The sequence below is a fragment of the Neokomagataea anthophila genome, assembly GCF_018122595.1.
Taxonomy (GTDB): domain Bacteria; phylum Pseudomonadota; class Alphaproteobacteria; order Acetobacterales; family Acetobacteraceae; genus Gluconobacter; species Gluconobacter anthophilus.
This window is the reverse complement of sequence record NZ_JAGRQH010000001.1, coordinates 104354-121917: the sequence shown is the minus strand read 5'-3', so window position 1 is coordinate 121917 and position 17564 is coordinate 104354. Positions and strand designations below refer to the sequence as shown.

At 53.5% G+C, this 17564-nt stretch carries 13 protein-coding genes; 7 read left to right on the top strand and 6 right to left on the bottom strand.

Annotated features, from left to right (window positions below):
• Positions 1 to 96: 96 nt before the first annotated feature.
• Positions 97 to 2313, top strand: a complete 2217-nt coding sequence (locus KB213_RS00540; protein WP_211679879.1) for a TonB-dependent siderophore receptor — start codon at positions 97 to 99, stop codon at positions 2311 to 2313.
• A gap of 60 nt (positions 2314 to 2373) precedes the next feature.
• Here the strand turns inward: KB213_RS00540 and prfC are convergent, their stop codons facing one another.
• Positions 2374 to 3924 (bottom strand): peptide chain release factor 3, encoded by a 1551-nt coding sequence (gene prfC / locus KB213_RS00535; protein WP_068167913.1) that lies wholly within the window; start codon positions 3922 to 3924, stop codon positions 2374 to 2376.
• Between the two features lie 133 nt (positions 3925 to 4057).
• Positions 4058 to 4675: a 30S ribosomal protein S4 gene (gene rpsD / locus KB213_RS00530; protein ID WP_068167917.1), complete on the bottom strand. Its 618-nt coding sequence runs from the start codon at positions 4673 to 4675 to the stop codon at positions 4058 to 4060.
• A 344-nt stretch (positions 4676 to 5019) separates the two neighbouring features.
• Here rpsD and KB213_RS00525 point away from each other — a divergent pair, with 344 nt between their 5' ends.
• Together KB213_RS00525 and KB213_RS00520 are read left to right on the top strand one after the other, a co-directional pair.
• Positions 5020 to 5502, top strand: coding sequence for a peptidoglycan-binding protein LysM (locus KB213_RS00525; protein WP_068167921.1), 483 nt, complete (start codon positions 5020 to 5022; stop codon positions 5500 to 5502).
• 65 nt (positions 5503 to 5567) lie between these two features.
• A complete protein-coding gene (locus KB213_RS00520) occupies positions 5568 to 6773 on the top strand; it encodes an MFS transporter (protein ID WP_211679877.1) in 1206 nt (401 codons plus the stop codon).
• Here KB213_RS00520 and KB213_RS00515 read toward each other — a convergent pair.
• Positions 6765 to 8135, bottom strand: a complete 1371-nt coding sequence (locus tag KB213_RS00515) for an MATE family efflux transporter (RefSeq protein WP_211679875.1) — start codon at positions 8133 to 8135, stop codon at positions 6765 to 6767. The genes KB213_RS00520 and KB213_RS00515 overlap by 9 nt on opposite strands.
• 87 nt (positions 8136 to 8222) lie before the next feature.
• Here KB213_RS00515 and cysS point away from each other — a divergent pair, with 87 nt between their 5' ends.
• From cysS to KB213_RS00500, 3 genes are all read left to right on the top strand, one after another.
• Positions 8223 to 9593: a cysteine--tRNA ligase gene (cysS, locus tag KB213_RS00510; RefSeq protein WP_249110101.1), complete on the top strand. Its 1371-nt coding sequence runs from the start codon at positions 8223 to 8225 to the stop codon at positions 9591 to 9593.
• Positions 9590 to 10378: an RNA methyltransferase gene (locus tag KB213_RS00505; protein ID WP_068167944.1), complete on the top strand. Its 789-nt coding sequence runs from the start codon at positions 9590 to 9592 to the stop codon at positions 10376 to 10378. The genes cysS and KB213_RS00505 overlap by 4 nt, the downstream gene beginning before the upstream one ends.
• A gap of 404 nt (positions 10379 to 10782) precedes the next feature.
• Positions 10783 to 13185, top strand: a complete 2403-nt coding sequence (locus tag KB213_RS00500; protein WP_211679872.1) for a TonB-dependent receptor — start codon at positions 10783 to 10785, stop codon at positions 13183 to 13185.
• A 159-nt stretch (positions 13186 to 13344) separates the two neighbouring features.
• On the opposite strand, the gene KB213_RS00495 is transcribed toward KB213_RS00500, so the two are convergent.
• Together KB213_RS00495 and gltX are read right to left on the bottom strand one after the other, a co-directional pair.
• On the bottom strand, positions 13345 to 14766 hold the full coding sequence (locus tag KB213_RS00495) for an amino acid permease (RefSeq protein WP_249110100.1): 1422 nt from the start codon (positions 14764 to 14766) through the stop codon (positions 13345 to 13347).
• Positions 14767 to 14919: 153 nt separating this feature from the next.
• A complete protein-coding gene (gene gltX, locus KB213_RS00490; RefSeq protein WP_211679869.1) occupies positions 14920 to 16254 on the bottom strand; it encodes a glutamate--tRNA ligase in 1335 nt (444 codons plus the stop codon).
• 25 nt (positions 16255 to 16279) lie between these two features.
• On the opposite strand from gltX, the gene KB213_RS00485 reads away from it, so the two are divergent.
• Positions 16280 to 16882: a THUMP domain-containing protein gene (locus KB213_RS00485; RefSeq protein WP_346266637.1), complete on the top strand. Its 603-nt coding sequence runs from the start codon at positions 16280 to 16282 to the stop codon at positions 16880 to 16882.
• Here KB213_RS00485 and KB213_RS00480 read toward each other — a convergent pair.
• The gene (locus tag KB213_RS00480; protein ID WP_408903693.1) at positions 16879 to 17538 is read right to left on the bottom strand and encodes a bactofilin family protein; all 660 of its coding nucleotides are present in this window, start codon (positions 17536 to 17538) and stop codon (positions 16879 to 16881) included. The genes KB213_RS00485 and KB213_RS00480 overlap by 4 nt on opposite strands.
• Between the last annotated feature and the right edge of the window lie 26 nt (positions 17539 to 17564).

Sequence of the window (17564 nt, the reverse complement as noted above, 5' to 3'; positions counted from 1 at the left end):
CTTTTAATAAAAATTCAAATTAAATTTACAAAATTGTTGAGAATTTTTCTCATTTGCATAAAAGGAGCCGCATTCTGTTTGAAAGAGGAAAGCACAATGCGGTTGCACGGTGGTTTATGGATGATGTTGGTCTCAGCTTCGGCTCTGTGGCCTTTGGCGAGTCTTGCAGGTGATGCGGTGCCGGTTACGACAGCAAAAAAAATATCTCAGAAGGCGACGGCTTCTGAGCCGCAAAGTGTAGAGCAGCTACTGGTTTTAGGGCGGCGTTTAAAAGCTGAGACGGATGGTACGGGGACTTACACGGTACCGGCGGTGTCCATGAATAAAATGTTGATGCGTGTGCGGGATGTGCCGCAATCGATTTCTGTGCTGAGCAGCCAGCAGATGAAGGACCAGAATTTATTTTCGGTTGATACCGCTTTGCGGCAGGTCGCGGGTGTGAATGTCAATCTTTATGGGGACGGTACTGCTGGGTTTACGTCGCGAGGTTTTGGGCTTCAGCCACAATATGACGGTGTGGCTGCGGCTAATGGCTTAGCTTGGGCGCAGCAATTTGATTTGGCGATTTACGATCGTTTGGAGGTGATGCGCGGGCCAGATGGTATTTTCCAAGGTTCTGCCCCTCCGGGGGGGAGTGTTAATTTTGTACGTAAGCGCCCAACGGATCAGTTCTCGGGTAATGCGTCTTATTCATATGGCTCGTGGAATAATAACCACGCAACGTTGGATATTGGTGGGCCGGTTGCGCGTTCACGCTATGTCTCTGCGCGTTTGGTTGTGGCAGGAACAGATCGTGGTTTCTTCTATGATAATGGTCGTGATCGGCGTTGGACCATTTATGGTGTGACGGATATTCGACCGACTGTGAACGACACTGTGACATTATCTGTGGCGTCTCAGAGTAATGAAACGCGGCGCTTTATGGGCCTCCCGCGTGGTGCGGATGGTTCAGATCTGAATTATGCGCGTTCAACGTGGGTTGGTGCCAAATTGAACAATGCTCATGCTCCGATGACGGAATTATCGGCGCAGTGGGAGCATATATTTGCTCATGGTTGGCGAGCCTTAGTGAATGGACGTCATCGTTCTTCGGATACGGTGCTGCAATATGCGTATCTGGGAACGTGGAATGCCGCAACGCAGCGGGGTAATGCGATACTCGCTAACACGAAATATTCCGAAGTGAATAATGGTGTGGATGGGTATGTTACAGGGCCAGTGCGTCTATTTGGGCAAACGCATCATCTGATGTTTGGCGCAAATTATGACCGTTATATTTACAATGGTTCTGGTGCGACACTTACGTCAACGACGAGCGCAGCGCTTCGTAATGTTTCTCTAGCTGGTATGGAGGGGATATCATCCGCTCTTCTGCCGACGATTACGCGTCAAAGTTATCAACCGATGACGCAGTGGGGTGTATACGGGCAAGCGCATATCAAGCCGGTGGAGAGTGTCTCTATTACGCTTGGTGGCCGTGTGAGTGGATATGTGAGCAAAAGCCAGACACGCCGGCCTGTGACGCTGCCGATGACGACGAGCATCGACCAGTCAGGGATTTTGTTGCCGTATATTGGTGCGACGTGGAGTGTTCTGAAGAATATCTCTTTTTATGTGAGCTATGTTTCCACGTTCCAGCCGCAATCAGCTTGGACCCTTGCGGGCAGTCAGTTGCAGCCTATTCGTGGCAAGCAGTTGGAAGGTGGGGTGAAGGGTGATTTCTTCCATCACGCTCTGAGTGTTTCGGTTGCCGGGTTCCGCATTAATAACCAGCATGAAGGTGTTTATCTGAGCTCGGTTAATTCGATTTGTGGTCCCTCAGGAACCAGCGATTGTTATGCTTCTACGGGGAAAACACGCAGTCAGGGTGCTGAAGTTGAAGTGATTGGCCGTCCGCTCCAAGGATGGGATGTCAGCGGCAGTTATACGTATAATGATAATCATATTGTGAATGACGGAACTCCGCAGGATGCAGGGCTGGTTTACGCTCCTAATTCACCGCGTAACCTGTGGAAATTGTGGACCCATTATCGTTTTGAGCCGCATGCTGGGGCAGAAAAAAATATTTGGAGTGTTGGCGGCGGCTTTAATGCGCAAAGCAGCACGTTCGGGAATAGTCGTCTTGTGACGCAGCGGGGTTATGTCGTGGCATCTGCACAGGTGGGGTACCAGTGGAACCGCTACCTAGCGATGACGGGGACAATCAATAACCTGTCGAATACACGGTATTATGAACGCCTTGGGAATACGCGTTTTTATAATTATTACGGTGCGCCACGCAGTTATATGCTGACGTTACGTTCTGATTTCTAAACCGGATTGTGATGAGGTCAAGAAAAAGGCGGCTCCATATGGGCCGCCTTTTTTGTAGTGTTATTGATCAGAGGTGACACCGATTTGTTTGATGTCGTGGAAGGCAAGGTCGGGGTTCATTTCAATGGTGCGGCGCATCATGAAGGACGAACTGGCCAGAAGGACCGGGTCACCATCAAGGTCATCGGCCATGGAGGAGCGGTTGGTCTGCGCGAACATGTCCAGCTTGTTGTGATCGCCTGTGACCCAGCGGGCCATGGTGAAGGGGGTGCTCTCAAACCCGATGGAGACGCTGTACTCAGCCTTGAGGCGTGACTGTAGCACGTCCAACTGAAGGGTTCCGACCACGCCGACGATAGGGGGCAGGCCATCTTGTGGGCGGAAGAGTTGGACAACGCCTTCTTCTGCGAGTTCGACCAATGCTTGGCGAAGCTTTTTGGCCTTCATGGCGTCATCAAGGCGGACACGGCGTAGAATTTCTGGTGCGAAGTGCGGAACGCCGGTGAAACGCAGTTCTTCGCTTTCGCTGAGCGTGTCACCGATACGCAATGTACCGTGGTTAGGAATGCCGACAACGTCACCGCCAAAGGCTTCTTCTGCAAGTTGACGGTCACGTGCGAAGAAGAATTGTGGTGTGTGCAGTGCGAATTGTTTGCCGGTGCGGACGTGTTTGAGACGCATACCGCGAGTGAGGCGGCCAGAGCAGACACGTGCGAAGGCCATACGGTCCCGGTGATTGGGGTCCATATTCGCTTGAATTTTGAAAATCAGAGCCGTGACGTTGGTTTCATCAGCGCGGACTTCGCGGGAATCTGTAGGTTGTGCGCGGGGAGATGGGCCGTATGCAACGAGGGCATCCAGCAAATCGGTAACGCCGATTTCTTTCATGGCAGAGCCGAAGAAGACAGGGGTCAGGTGGCCTGCGTCGAAAGATTCCTGATCAAATTCTGGTAGAGCGGCTTCAGCGAGTTCAAGGTCTTCGCGCATTTGCTCAAGACGCGGGTCGCTGTCGTCCAGTTCGACCTTCGTGGTCATTTTGCGGGTGCGGAGGTCGAACGTACCTGTGAAGGTTGCAGCACGGCCGATGGGCCATGTGGCGGGTGATGTGTCGAGCGCGAGTGTGCTGGCAATTTCATCAAGCAGGGTGAAGCAATCTTGGGCTTCACGGTCCATCTTATTGATGAAGGTGATGATGGGGATATCGCGCAGGCGGCAAATTTCGAACAATTTGCGTGTACGGGCCTCAATACCTTTCGCGGCGTCAATGACCATGACGGCGCAGTCAACGGCGGTGAGGGTACGGTAAGTATCTTCAGAGAAGTCTTCATGGCCCGGTGTGTCGAGCAGGTTGAAGACGCAATCTCCGTATTCGAAGGTCATGACGGAGGTCACGACGGAAATTCCACGGTCCCGCTCGATGCCCATCCAGTCAGATTTTGTGCGGCGGCGTTCGCCTTTAGCGCGGACGTTGCCGGCAAGCTGGATCGCGCCACCGGCGCGTAGGATGCGCTCGGTCAGGGTTGTTTTACCAGCATCCGGGTGAGAGATGATCGCGAAGGTCCGACGACGGGCAATCTCGCGGTTGATGTCAGCGCTGAGGGCTTCGGACATGGTCTCTCCGGAAGGCAGGTAATAGGGAAGATAGGGAAGGTATGAAACAAAAACGCCGGACGGGGGAACCCGCCCGGCGTTTCCGGTCGTATATCGGTCGATCCAGCCCGAAGGCTGGAAAGAGAGCCGAAACTTAGCGGGAGTAGAACTCGACCACCAGGTTTGGTTCCATTTGGACCGGGTATGGTACGTCGGACAGAGCCGGAACGCGCAGGAAGGAACCCTTCATCTGGCGGTGATCGACTTCAACGTATTCTGGTGCGTCACGCTCAGCTGTTTGAACAGCGTCAAGAACGATTGCGAGTTGCTTGGACTTCTCACGCACTTCGATCACGTCACCTTCCTTCACGAGGTAGGATGGGATGTTAACGCGCTTGCCGTTAACTGTGATGTGACCGTGGTTGATGAACTGACGTGCAGCGAACGGTGTGATCGCGAACTTCAGGCGGTATACAACCGCATCCAGACGACGCTCGAGCAGACCGATCAGGTTCTCTGACGTATCGCCCTTACGACGAACGGCTTCGTCATAGTACTTACGGAATTGCTTTTCGCTGATGTTACCGTAGTAACCCTTCAGCTTCTGCTTAGCCATCAGCTGGATGGAGAAGTCAGATGGCTTGGACTTGCGGCGTTGACCGTGCTGACCCGGGCCGTATTCACGACGGTTAACCGGAGACTTGGCGCGGCCCCACAGGTTGACGCCGAGGCGGCGGTTAATCTTGTACTTGCTCTCGAGGCGCTTTGACATGGGTTGATCCCTTGTTCGCGTCAGACCTGCCCAAAGCTGCGTGGCAGATCGTTTTGTTGCGCCGGTAGGTCCTCCCCCGAATTGGGTCAGACGGGCGCGAAACCATGAGCCGCTCCAGACCGGGTGCAGTGCCCTGTGTCATGTGAAGGAGCAGCCGGTTCGTCCACGTTCCCGGCAATGGGGTCGCGCATTAGCGTGGCTAGCGGCTGGAGTCAATTAATAGTGTAGCGAATCCTGCGGGGGAGGCGCGTAAAAAACACACACGGGCGTTTGGATCGGGTAGGCTATGTAAGGACAAGTGCTCTGGAGTGCCCAGAGTCTGTATCTGTGAAGAGTTGTTGATTATGAGTTCGCAGAAGAAAACCTATCGTTTTAATTCAAAGGCCGGCCGTATTGCGGAAGGTGCATTAGAAGGGCTGGTCCAGTCCTTAGAAGGTACGGCGCCGAAGCTGAAGGAAAGTGCCATCAAACGGGCCTTTAAGCGTTTTGGCTTGGCGCAGATGCATATGTCTCATTTGGTCATTGATGATCGGACGATTGTTCTCAAGGGTCGTGCAGAGAGTGCAAAAGACCGGGATCAGATGATTCTGACAGCTGGGAATGTGGCGGGTGTCGCTGCGGTTGAAGCGGATATTGTGGTGCCGCCCGGAACGCCTGAGCCAAAATTTGTTCAGGTGGGGGAAAATGGCACTTTAGATGAGCTGGCAGAGGCCTTGCCTGAGAAAGTGACGGGTGATGAGCTGCTGAAAGCCAATCTTCCGCTTGTCAGCGCGAAGGATGACATTTATCCGGGGCAGACTATTCGCTTGCCGACGGACCACTCTTAAATAGACTGCATGATACAGGGTCCGGCGGTGAGATGTTTTGATCCATTTCATGTTCGGACTCTGCTATGGAAGCCAGCGATTCCTTGACCGTTGAACGGGTGCGCCCACCCCACGGTGTCGAACCCGCTATGTACACGCTTATGCTTGGTACATTTGCGATTGGTACCGGTGAGTTTGGGATGATGGGATTGCTCCCTGAATTCGCACACTCTTTGGGTATTTCGATTGCGAAGGCCAGTACCGTTATTTCGGCCTATGCAATGGGCGTTGTGATCGGTGCGCCTTTTATGGCCATTCTGGGAGCTAAACTCGCCCGGCGCACATTGCTGATGTGGATGCTGGTGCTGTTTGTTCTGGGCAATATCGGGACCATTCTTGCGCCGGACCTCCTAACCACAGAGATTATGCGGTTTATTACAGGGTTGCCGCATGGTGCGTTCTTTGGCGTTTCGGCTTTGGTTGGGGCGTCTATGGTGGAGCGTGCGCGCCGAGGGCGTGCGGTGAGCCGGGTGATGTCTGGCATCATGTTCTCCACGGTATTGGGTTCACCACTATCCACTTATGCGGCTAATCACTTGGGGTGGCGCTTTGCTTACGGGACAATCGCGGCACTTGGTGTGATGTGCTTCATTGCATTGTGGTTTTTTGCGCCGCGTGATCGGCCTCATGCTGGGGTGGATGCGCTGTCTGAGCTTGGGGCGTTTCGTCGTCCGCAGGTGTTGTTGACGCTGCTGACCAGCGCGATTGGCTTTGGTGGTTTGTTCGGCATTTATACGTTCTTGACCACAGGGTTAGGGCAGGTGACGCATCTGCCTGTATGGGCTGTGGCAACGTATCAGGTCGTATGGGGGCTTGGTATGATGGCGGGTAATGTCGTTGGCGGTGCTGTTGCAGACCGGAGCGTGGACCGCGCTGTTATGTTGGCGTTAGGGCTGAGTGTGGTGCTGATGTTGGCTTACTGGCTGTGTTTGCCGTCTGCGCTGGCGATGCTCCCGATTGTTTTCTTGGTGCCTGCGGCGTTGATCGGGCTTTCTCCTGCGCTGCAAACACGTTTGATGGAAGTGGCAGGGGATGCGCAGACATTAGCAGCCTCTTTGAATCACTCTGCCTTTAATATTGCCAATGCTATTGGGGCATGGTTGGGCGCGATGTTGGTTGGGCTCGGTTTTGGCCTTGGGTCTGTTGGGTGGGGAGGTGCTCTTCTCTCCGCGGGCGGGCTGGTGATTTATCTCATTACCATCCGTTTGGCGCGTAACGCGCCATCAACGTGACCACAGGACTTTACGTAACCGTAAGGCGAAGCCGAGGCTTGTAGCCGCCAAGGCGGATGCCATGCCAATCCAAAGGCCTTCCACGCCCATATGGTGTTGGAAGGCTAACCAGCCACCAAAGCCAACACCAATAAAACCAAAGCAGCCGAATGCTATGAGCATGGGTGTGAAGGTATCGCCGCAGCCGCGTAAGGCACCGTTGCAGACCGTTTGTGTACCATCAACCAATTGGTAAACCCCTGCAATTTTGAGCAGGATGGTCATGAGGGTCAGTGCTTCTGGTGTCGGGGGCGTATGACGGAAATAGAGACCAATAATTTTTTCAGGCCATGTCAGGAGTAAGACGGAGGTGAGTACGCTCCAGCTTATGACCAAAGCGAGGCCCATCAGAGTTGCGCGCCGGGCTTGAGAAGGTTGGCCTGCACCGCGCCAATAAGCCACGCGCATATTAGTGGCTTGTCCAAAGGCAAGAGACACCATGAACAGCAGTGCTGTGACATTAATGGCGACTTGATGCGCCGCGAGGCTGTTTGTGCCGAGCTGTCCGGCTCTGAGGGCGGTGATTTGGAACATGAGGATTTCGGCAGCAGCCCCCATCATCATGGGAATGCCCAGTCGTGCGAGACTGCCAAGAAGCGGAAGCTGGAACGCTTTGGGTTTGAGTACAGAACGGACGCGGGGGTGTAAGGTGCTTAGGCCGAGCAGGAGGAGGGTAATTGTCCACCCTGTGAGGGCCGATGCGAGAGCGGAGCCGAAAAGGCCCAAGCGTGGTAGACCAAATAAACCTTGAATGAGGCCAGCATTGGTTACGCCATTGGCAATAGCCATGAGCGGCATAGTCCATGACAGTAATGTCGCGGCCCCAAGAGATGGCAAAATGACTCGGAGGACCCCAAGGAGTACCAGATTGGGGAAGAGTGCGCTGAGGAGAATGCGGACGAAGTGGCTACCATCATGGATGACGGGGGTAGGTTCGCCTAAGAGAGTGAAGATGTCCTGTGTGCACCATAAAAGTGTGAAACAGGGGATAAAAACAATGAAGGCCAAGGTAACGGTTGCGCTGACGACGCTGCGCCCATCCGCCGCCCCTGCTTGTCCATAATCGGTAGCACCGCGACCATGTGAGAGGAGAACGCCTGCTCCCCCTAGAATCGCTTGAAAGATAATCATGGTGGTGAAGAAGAAAGCGCTTGAAAGCCCGCCGACGGCTACAGCGGTGACGCCCAATCCACCCAGCAGAACTGTATCTGTAACGCCCATGGCCATTTCGGAAAGTTGAGAGAGGGCCAAGGGGGCGGCAAGGCGCAGCAGGGCGCTTGCGTGGCGAGGGTAAGTCGGGGGAAGGGGCGTGGTGCTGGACATAAGATACCCTATTACAGGGCGTGGTTTTGCAGACAAGCGCTGAAAAGGTGGTTGCGTCTCGCGCGTGGCTGTCGCATTGAACAGATTATGCCAGAACAGTCGATGTCCGTGCTACGTTTGCACGATACCCAGACACGTGAGAAACGGGTTTTCTCACCCCTCGATCCGCAGAATGTTCGTGTCTATTTCTGTGGACCGACGGTGTATGACCGCGCTCATATCGGCAATCTGCGTGCGATGATGTGCGCGGATGTGCTCGTGCGTTTGCTGCGGGTGTGCTTCCCGAAGGTCACTTACGTTCGTAATGTGACGGATGTGGATGATAAGATTACGGCGCGTGCCCGTGAGAACGGCGAAGACATAGCGTCTTTGACGGCCCGTACGACGGTTGCTTTCCATGAAGATTTGGCAGCGTTGAACATTCTGCCGCCTGACATTGAACCACGGGCCACGCATCACATCGCAGAAATGCTGGATATGATTGCGACATTGATTGAGCGCGGCCATGCGTATGAAGCGCATGGGCATGTGCTGTTTTCCGTGCGGCATTTCCCAGATTATGGTGCATTGTCTGGGCGTTCTTTGGATGAGTTGGTTGCCGGTGCCCGTGTAGAGGTTGCGTCTTATAAGCGCGATCCGGGGGATTTTGTGCTGTGGAAACCATCGGACGCGGATCAGCCGGGCTGGGATAGTCCGTATGGGCGTGGCCGTCCGGGGTGGCATATTGAGTGCTCGGCCATGTCACGGCGCTATTTGGGTGAGAGCTTTGATATTCATGGTGGTGGGGATGATTTGCTCTTCCCGCATCATGAGAATGAGCGCGCTCAGTCTTTGTGCTGCAACCCGGAAGGGAAGTTCGCGGCGTATTGGCTGCATAATGGCATGTTGCTGTCCAATGGTGAGAAAATGTCCAAATCTTTGGGCAATTTCTACACGGTGCGTGAGGTTTTGGACCGCGCCCCTGCGGAGGCTCTGCGTTTGTTGGCTTTGGGCGCGCATTATCGCTCTACGCTCGACTTTACGTGGGACAAGTTGGCGGATGCGCAACATACGCTGGACCGCTTTTATCGTGCTTTGGAAGCTGGGAAGGCGTTTGAGCAGGATGCTGTGGATGTTCCGGCTTCTGTTATGGACGCGCTGAAGGATGATCTGAACACGCCGCTTGCTTTGGCGGCGCTTCATCGTTTGGCGGATGCTGCGATGCAGGGTGATGAGCAGGCTGCTGCGGGGCTTTTGGCAGGTGGTCGTTTGCTGGGCTTGTTCTTTGGTACGGCAGAGGAGTGGTTCCGTGCAGGTGTGGATGGCTCTGCTATTGAAGCGCTGATTGAGGAACGTTTGGCCGCTCGTAAAGCCAAAGATTTTGCTCGTGCGGATGCGATCCGTAAGCAATTGGCCGATGATGGTATTCTTTTGGAAGATGGGCCGGGTGGTACGACCTGGCGGAAGGCAAGCGCATGACCGGGCGTGACGGTGGGGCTGATATTGGCCCGATTGGTGAGTTTGACCCGGTTGTTATTTTGGTGCGCCCTCAATTGGGTGAGAATATCGGCACGACGGCACGGGCTATGGCGAATGGTGGGTTGTTCCATTTGCGCATTGTGGCCCCGCGTGATGGTTGGCCGCAGGAGCGGGCGTGGTCTGCCTCTTCAGGTGCTCATCGGATTTTGGATGCGGCGACGGTGCATGAAACGGTGGATGATGCCGTTGCCGATTTGCATCATGTCTTTGCGACTTGCCCACGACCGCGTCATATCATTAAGCCGATTATGACCGCACGCGGTGCGGCGTCCGAACTGCGTGTCCATGCGACGCGTGGTTTGCGCTGTGGCCTATTGTTCGGGCCGGAGCGCGCTGGGCTGGATAATGAGGATATGGCGCGGGCTGATACGTTGATTCGTTATCCGCTTAACCCAGACTTCATGTCTTTGAATTTGGCTCAGGCCGTTTTGGTCATGGCGTATGAGTGGTTCTTGACGGAAGATACAACGCTGCCGCGGGAATTGATGACGAATGAAACGCAAATTGCCACCAAGGGCGATTTGGAGAATTTCATGACGCACCTTCTGCGTGAGCTGGATGATAGCGGCTTTTTGCATAATGAGCAGAAGCGCCCCGGTATGGTCCGTAATTTACGCCATTTCTTCACGCGTGGAGAAGTGACGGAGCAAGAGTTGCGGACCCTGCATGGGGTGGTCAGTGAGTTAGTGCGTGCGCGGAAAGCGGGGCGTACGCCAAAAGTCTGACCTTAATATGGACCGAGTGCCTGTATATGGGGCACTCGGTCTGTGCGGTATGTGGCGTGGAAAGCACATCATTTTGTAGGGCGCTGAGATGATTCTCTCGTGAGTGCCATGAAAATGAAATAATAAGAAATGATATTAAGTGTTTGAAAAATAAGGATTGATGCTGGTCGTTGGGTGCGAGCGGTGCGGATCTATATTGCAAAAAATGCATATGTATGGCTGAAAAGCGACACTTCCGTGTCCTCCTTAGGGGCGCTCTGTTTTTGCGGATAACGCAGAGCAAATATTCGTCTTCTGAGGGTTGGGGTATTATGTTACGAATTCGTTATGGGATGCCTTCCTGTAGGGAAGTCGTGACAGCATGAAAATTTTGAGAGCCTCGCAGCAGGAGAAGCCTTAATATTATGAATTCGTATCGTTCGACCCCGCATTCTACCCGTAAAGCGCTTCTCTTGATGACGTGCTTGGCCGGATTGGGCTCTGTCGTTGCCGTTTCATCTGCGCGTGCGGCTGTGCCGCATAAGGGGCGTGCTCATGTGGTTGCACATCACGCGGCGCATAGTGCAATTTCTGCAAAACCTGTCTCTTCAATCGGCGCGGCGCCTGTTGTGGTGAAAAAGCCGCGTCCGACGTCTGTCAATGCGGGTGACGCCGAGCATGTGACGGTTTCAATGTCGCGCCAGTCTCATAGTCGTGGCGGCGGGATGATGCGCGTTGAGACGGCGCCCTATGCGATTCAAACGATTACGAAGGCTTTCATTGCCGCGAAAAGCCCGACGAGCACGGCGCTGAACCTGATTCAGACCTTGCCGAGTGTCAGTGTGTCGAGCCCAGATACGTCTGGTATGCAAGGTGGTACGATTCAAAGCCGCAGTCTGACGGATGCGGATATGGCGTTGATGCTGGATGATGCACCAGCGGCGAGTGCGACCTATTTGTCTGAGAATATTGATTCTGAAAACTTAGAAAGCGTGAGCATGATGCCGGGGTCTTCCCCGATTGATTTGCCTGCAACGTCTGCAGCTGCTGGTGTGATGAATGAGACGTCTCATGACTCAGACCATAAGTTTGGCGGAATGGTGGATTTCTCATACGGCACAAACAATTTGTTCCGTGAGTTTTTACGGTTAGACACGGGCGATATTGGTCGTACAGGTGTGCGGAGTTATCTCTCCTTTTCCAACACGAATGCTCGTTCGTGGATGGGTGCGGGAGAGAATTCACGTCGTCATTTGGATTTTGGCATGCGGAAGGATTGGAGCAACGGTTCGTTCGCCAAGCTGTTCATGTCATGGAACTCTGAAGACTTCGTGATTGATAATTATCCGACGGCTGCACAATTCCTGACGTATAAGCATACGGGGCAGGGTTATGGCCGTAAGGCCGAGTTTGATAAAGCTGGGAATGACTACTGGAAGAATAATATCGACCATTGGAACCAGCTATTCCTGACTGCGCCGATGCATTTTGTGCTGAACGACAAGCTGCAATTTGACCTGCGGCCTTATTATAACTGGGGCCGTGGCTGGGACGGGTCATCAGGTGGTTTTGCTGATGGCACGACGACCTATGGCAATGGTCAGGTTATTGCTAAGGGCACCCCTTTAACGGGCTATTTCCAAGAAGATGGCGCGTTGGATGTTGGGGCAACCGCGAAGCTTGGTTACGATGTTGATGCCCATAACCATGTTGAGGTTGGTTACTGGTACGAAAACCAGAACTACACGCAGCATTTCCCGACGAGTGTAACCAAAGCAGACGGTTCTAACCCTAGCCCGAATGCAGGTTCTTATCAGGTCTTTTCGAATGGGGTGCGCTCCTTCCCAGGGAATACGACGGGGTATGAAGTCCACTCGTTATTCGTACAGGACACGGCTAAGTATTTGAATAATCGCCTTCAGGTGAGTGCGGGGTTCAAGTATGTTATGTCTAACATGTGGTATATTATGTACCCGGGCAATAAGCAGATGGGGCAAAATCTAACAGCACCGCTGCCTCATTTGTCGGTGAGCTACCGCATTAATGATCACCATCAAGTGTACATTAATGCAGAGGGTGATTACCGTCAGCCATCCTCATCATCTATTGCCAATACATCATATACGGGTGTTCTTCCGAAGAACCAATATTCTATTAAAGAAGAGTTGGGTTATCGTTATAACGATAAATACGTTGTCGTTGATCTCGACCTCTTTAATTACAATATTACCAACCGTTTGCTTTCAACATATGTGGGTAACAACCAATATGGTGTTGTGAATGCGGGTAATCAGACGGCGCGTGGCGTTGATGTTATGGCATCGTTGCAGCCGATTTATGGCTTTAGCCCATATGTTTCGTTTGAGTATCTGAATGCGCGTTTGGATACGAATATCGCAGCAGCGGATGCATTGGGGAACCTGACGGCCTTCCGCACGAAGGGTACGCAGGCTCCTTTGGCGCCGCACGTGATGGCAAACTTTGGTTTGACCTACACGAATGCAGGCTTCTTTGCGAATGCGACAATGCATTATACGGGGCCACAATCGGTCACGATTGCAGGGGATCAGCGCATTCCGGGTTATATTACGGATACGCTGTCTCTGGGCTATCACTTCAAGCCAGTGTGGTATGCACAGTCTCCGACGGTCCGTTTGAATTTCACGAATTTGACGGGGTCTGTTGTTCGTACCGGTGTTGTTGGGGTTGGAACCAATGCAACGGCTGTTCGCTTGATGAATGGCAATATGTCTGGTGCGGGTTCAAGTGCACAGTTTTTTGTGCAGCCACGTTTCAGCATGACGGGCACGATCTCTACGTCCTTCTAAATGTTGAGGATGTAAAAGCCTGTAAAAAGGGCCTGCCAGATCATACTGGCAGGCCCTTTTTTGTATTGGGTTTCAATACGTTTTGAGTGTTTGTGACGGAGTGTTTTGGGATGGGCAGTATGATCTCCATCCGTGGAAGAAGATCATACATGTACGTTTTTAAGTGCGCTGAGACTGTACCGCCTCTTTGATGCGATAAGCTGCATAAAAGACAATGACGCTTAAAGTACTGGCAAACAGTGTGGATCTGCCAGATGCGGAATACAGCATGCCAATAATGACAACAGCAATACCGATTAGGCTTACCGTACTGATCCAACGCGGCATGACAAAGAGTGCAGATTGCTCGTCACGAAGGGAGCGGTGGGCACAGATGACGAGAGCATAGACCACCAAAATGACTGCGCCAGAGGCGCCGAGCAGAAAGGCAAAGAGTACATCTGGCGATAGGATGGAACAGCCAGCAACAATCAGGCCAAAGAGGCTACAACCGGCAATGGCGCGTTGCGGCAGGCGTTGCTTAGACAGTTTTGCGAACCAAGAGGGGGCATCTTTACGCGCGGCTAGGCCTTGTAGGGTACGAGATGTGATGTAGATGGAAGAATTCAGGCATGAAATCACGGCACTTAGGATGACCACTTTCATTAAGAAAGGTGCGCCCGGTATGCCGATGGTTTCCATGGCGGTGACGAAGGGAGAGTGCCCAGGGTGAATGTTTGTCCATGGCACGAGGCACAGAATAAGAGCAACGGATAGAAGGTAGAAAACCATAATCCGTAGGCCGGTCGAGCGTGTGACTTTTGCGATATTCCCGCCCGCATCTTTGGTTTCTGCGGCTGCCACGGTCGCTGATTCAGAGCCGATCATTGAGAAAAGAACGCTTGGAATCGCGGTGAGGACCGCAAAGATCCCATGTGGAACAGGCCCCCCGCCAGTGTTCAAATTATGAACGACAGAAGGGGGTGGACCGACAAAATGGAGTAGAGCGGCCAAGCCGAGTGCACAAAACCCTAAGACGCAGATGACTTTGATGAGGGAAAGCCAGAACTCACATTCCCCAAAGAGGCGGACCGAAATCAGATTCAAAAGGTTAACGGTGATGATGAGGCCAATGGCAATGACCCATACGGGGAGGGCGACCCATTCGGAAATGGCGATGGCACCGGCAATGGCTTCTGCCCCGATGACGATGGCCCAGAAGAACCAATAGAGCCAACCGGCGACAAATCCGGCGGCTGGTCCGCAACCGACGCGAACACAATCCACAAATGATCCGATGCCGGGGCGTGCTAGTAGCATTTCCCCAAGCAGGCGCATCACAATAACGACGAGTAGACCTGTCGCCGCATAAGCAAGGAGGACGGCAGGGCCTGCAAGAGCGATAGACGCAGAGCTTCCCACGAATAATCCGGCGCCAATGACGCCACCTAAAGCGATCATTGTAACGTGCCGATCTTGTAATGTCCCGGTTGGGGCATTCTCGTGAGAGGTGTGGTGAATTATCGCCATGAAGCCATTATGTGTTGTGGATGGGAATGTGCGGAGTGGCCGATATAAAAAGGCCAGCTTATTTTCAAACATAGAATTGGCCCTATGGGAAGAGGTGCTCTCTGGGGCGTTAAACATGCTGGTGCGCGTTTTTGTGTGAGAGGGTTTTGCAAAATGGCCATAAAAAAAGCGCTCCAGCGGGAAGCTGAAGCGCTTTTGAAAGGGGAAGGCTGAGGCCGGCCTGTTTTAGGCGCGGATTGCATCCTTAAGACGTGAGACGACGCGTTCCCGCCCCATGAGAGCCAGAAGTGTTGGTAGGTCTGGGCCTTTTTCTTCTGCTGTCAAAGCAAGGCGCAGTGGCATGAAGAGAGTCTTTCCCTTGCGGTCTGTGCGCTCTTTGAGAATGTTGGTCCATTCTTTCCATGTGTCTTCACTCCATGGAGAGTCTGGCAATGTATCCAGAGCAGTCTGCAGGAAGTCACGGTCATCTGGCTGTGGTGGTGAGATGATTGTGCCTTGTGTGACGTCCCACCAATGTGGAATTTCTGCAGAGATATCGACGTTACCGCGTACGGCGTTCCAGAACTCTTCTGTTGCTTCTGCCGGGAGATGCGCCTTGGCTTTCTCAAATGGCAGATTGTGCAGAGCTTTACGGTTCAGCGCGAGAAGTTGGCGCATGTCAAAGCGTGCGGCTGATTTGGAGACATGGGAGATGTCGTAGGAATCAATCGCTTCTTGCATGGTGATGACATCGGGGTCATCGGATGTGCCGACGCGCGCGATGTAGGACACGATGCTCATTGGCTCAATGCCATCGGCCCGTAGGGATTTGAGGCCGAGAGAATCAAAGCGCTTGGAGAGCTTGCCGCCATCGGTGTCGAGCAGCAGTGGAAGATGCGCGAAGGTGAATGGTGCGGGCTTGCCGGTGATGGCCTCGGCAATATCAATCTGCACACCGGTATTCGTGATGTGGTCTTCACCGCGCATAATATGCGTGATGCCCATTTCAAGGTCATCAATGACGGATGCCAGCGTGTAGAGAATCGTGCCGTCTGCACGAATTAAAACAGGGTCAGAAATGGCGGTGAGCTTAACGGAGCACTCATCCATGACGAGGTCGTTCCACTTTTTGCTGCCATCGGTCAGCTTGAAACGCCAGTAAGGGACTTTGCCGTTTGCTTCCGCACGTGCGCGCTGGTCTGCGGTAAGTTTGAGCATTGCGCGGTCATAAAGGGGGGGCTTGCCTGCGCGGATACGCATTTCGCGCTTCGCGTTGAGTTCATGCTCGCTTTCAAAGCATGGGTATAGGCGGCCAGATGCCTTTAGTTTTTCGATGACGGCATCATAAATGTCCCGTCGTTCGGACTGGCGTACTTCCTCATCCCAGTTCAAGCCGAGCCATGCGAGGTCACGGTGGATGCCGTCCACATATTCCGGGCGGCTACGGGATGTGTCCGTATCGTCAAGGCGCAGAATAAAGCGGCCACCATGGCGGCGCGCAAAGAGATAGTTAGCAACGGCCTGACGCGCGTTACCAACGTGAAGATAACCAGTTGGGGAGGGTGCAAAGCGCAGTTTCATGCCGTCTTAATGCCTTATCGTTTTCGTGCTGGCCAGAGTGTTGTGCTGTGTTGGGCGTTATAGTGTGTTTTACGTCATTTCAACATTGCTCATAGCGCTGCTTCCTGTCATTCACGGCATCATGACAACATCCACTGATTTTGAGATTTTTCTGGCCGCGCCTCCCGGGTTGGAAATGGTTTTGGCTGATGAGATTCGGCTGAAAGGTTTTAAGCGTCCGCGCATCGTGCCTGGTGGCGTGACAATTCGTGGTGGGTGGCCGGAAGTCTGGCGTGCGAATTTGTGGATTCGCGGTGCGAGTCGCGTTTTGGCACGTATTGCGTCGTTTCATGTGCGGCATTTGGCGCAATTGGATGATCTGGCGCGTGCGGTGGAATGGTCGACACTCTTGCGACCTGATGTGCCGGTGCATGTTGAAGCGCATTGTGCTGGGTCACGCCTCTATCATAGCGGGGCTGTGGCAGAGCGGATTGGGAAAGCGATTCATACAACGCTCGGCGCGCCGCTTGCGGAAGGTGATGTTGAACCCGCTGTCACGGTGATGGCGCGTATTGAGCGTGATGTTTGTGTTTTGAGTTTGGATACATCCGGCCAGATGCATAGCGTCTGGCCGGGTGAAGCCGCTTAGGATGCGGCTTCTTCGTTCTTCTCTTCTGTGGCTTCAGAAGCTTCGTTGAAAGAAGGGCGCGGAGCGGCTGCTTCCGTGATCATTTCGAGTTGGCCGGTAATCTGGCCACCTTCTTCAACCTGCAGGCGACGGCACTTTGCTTTGCCAATCAGGCGGCCACTGGCGCGAATGGTCAGGCTACCATTGACGGTCAGTGTTCCATCAACTGTGCCTGCAACTTCGGCGTCTTCAACTTCAACGGCGCCACGGAATACGCCGCCTTGAGCGACTTCGAGTTCCGTTGCGGTGATAAGGCTGGACTCGACCGTACCTTCAACGACCAGACGTTCTGCATCCTGTACGGAGCCTTGAACGCTGATGCCACGGCCCACGACGAGTGTACGGCGCTCTGGGCCGTTATGGCGTGCGGCACCGGGAGGGTTCACACCGGGACGTGCTGCTGCGCCGGGAGAAGGAGGAGTAGGGAAGGGAGTGCGACCCATGGCGGCGTCCTTTGGTTGTGAGGATTCGTTATGTGGCTGTGCGGTATCGTCCGGCGCAGAAGGTGCGTCGGTCGTTTGTTGGGCATCAGGCCGATTAGAAAAGATAGGTGGGCCCGAGAGCTTATTGTTCTCGGCAGACTTGGTGTCTTCTTCCGGTTTGCGTCTTCTGAACAAAGGAACCCCGCTACGGATCTGAAGGA

What these genes read in the sequence shown, in the direction of transcription:
- KB213_RS00505 (WP_068167944.1), top strand. Translation starts at nt 9,590, where the DNA reads ATGACCGGGCGTGACGGTGGGGCTGATATTGGCCCGATTGGTGAGTTT.
- prfC (WP_068167913.1), bottom strand. Translation starts at nt 3,924, where the DNA reads ATGTCCGAAGCCCTCAGCGCTGACATCAACCGCGAGATTGCCCGTCGT.
- cysS (WP_249110101.1), top strand. Translation starts at nt 8,223, where the DNA reads ATGCCAGAACAGTCGATGTCCGTGCTACGTTTGCACGATACCCAGACA.
- KB213_RS00495 (WP_249110100.1), bottom strand. Translation starts at nt 14,766, where the DNA reads ATGTTTGAAAATAAGCTGGCCTTTTTATATCGGCCACTCCGCACATTC.
- KB213_RS00500 (WP_211679872.1), top strand. Translation starts at nt 10,783, where the DNA reads ATGAATTCGTATCGTTCGACCCCGCATTCTACCCGTAAAGCGCTTCTC.
- KB213_RS00525 (WP_068167921.1), top strand. Translation starts at nt 5,020, where the DNA reads ATGAGTTCGCAGAAGAAAACCTATCGTTTTAATTCAAAGGCCGGCCGT.
- KB213_RS00515 (WP_211679875.1), bottom strand. Translation starts at nt 8,135, where the DNA reads ATGTCCAGCACCACGCCCCTTCCCCCGACTTACCCTCGCCACGCAAGC.
- rpsD (WP_068167917.1), bottom strand. Translation starts at nt 4,675, where the DNA reads ATGTCAAAGCGCCTCGAGAGCAAGTACAAGATTAACCGCCGCCTCGGC.
- KB213_RS00520 (WP_211679877.1), top strand. Translation starts at nt 5,568, where the DNA reads ATGGAAGCCAGCGATTCCTTGACCGTTGAACGGGTGCGCCCACCCCAC.
- gltX (WP_211679869.1), bottom strand. Translation starts at nt 16,254, where the DNA reads ATGAAACTGCGCTTTGCACCCTCCCCAACTGGTTATCTTCACGTTGGT.
- KB213_RS00540 (WP_211679879.1), top strand. Translation starts at nt 97, where the DNA reads ATGCGGTTGCACGGTGGTTTATGGATGATGTTGGTCTCAGCTTCGGCT.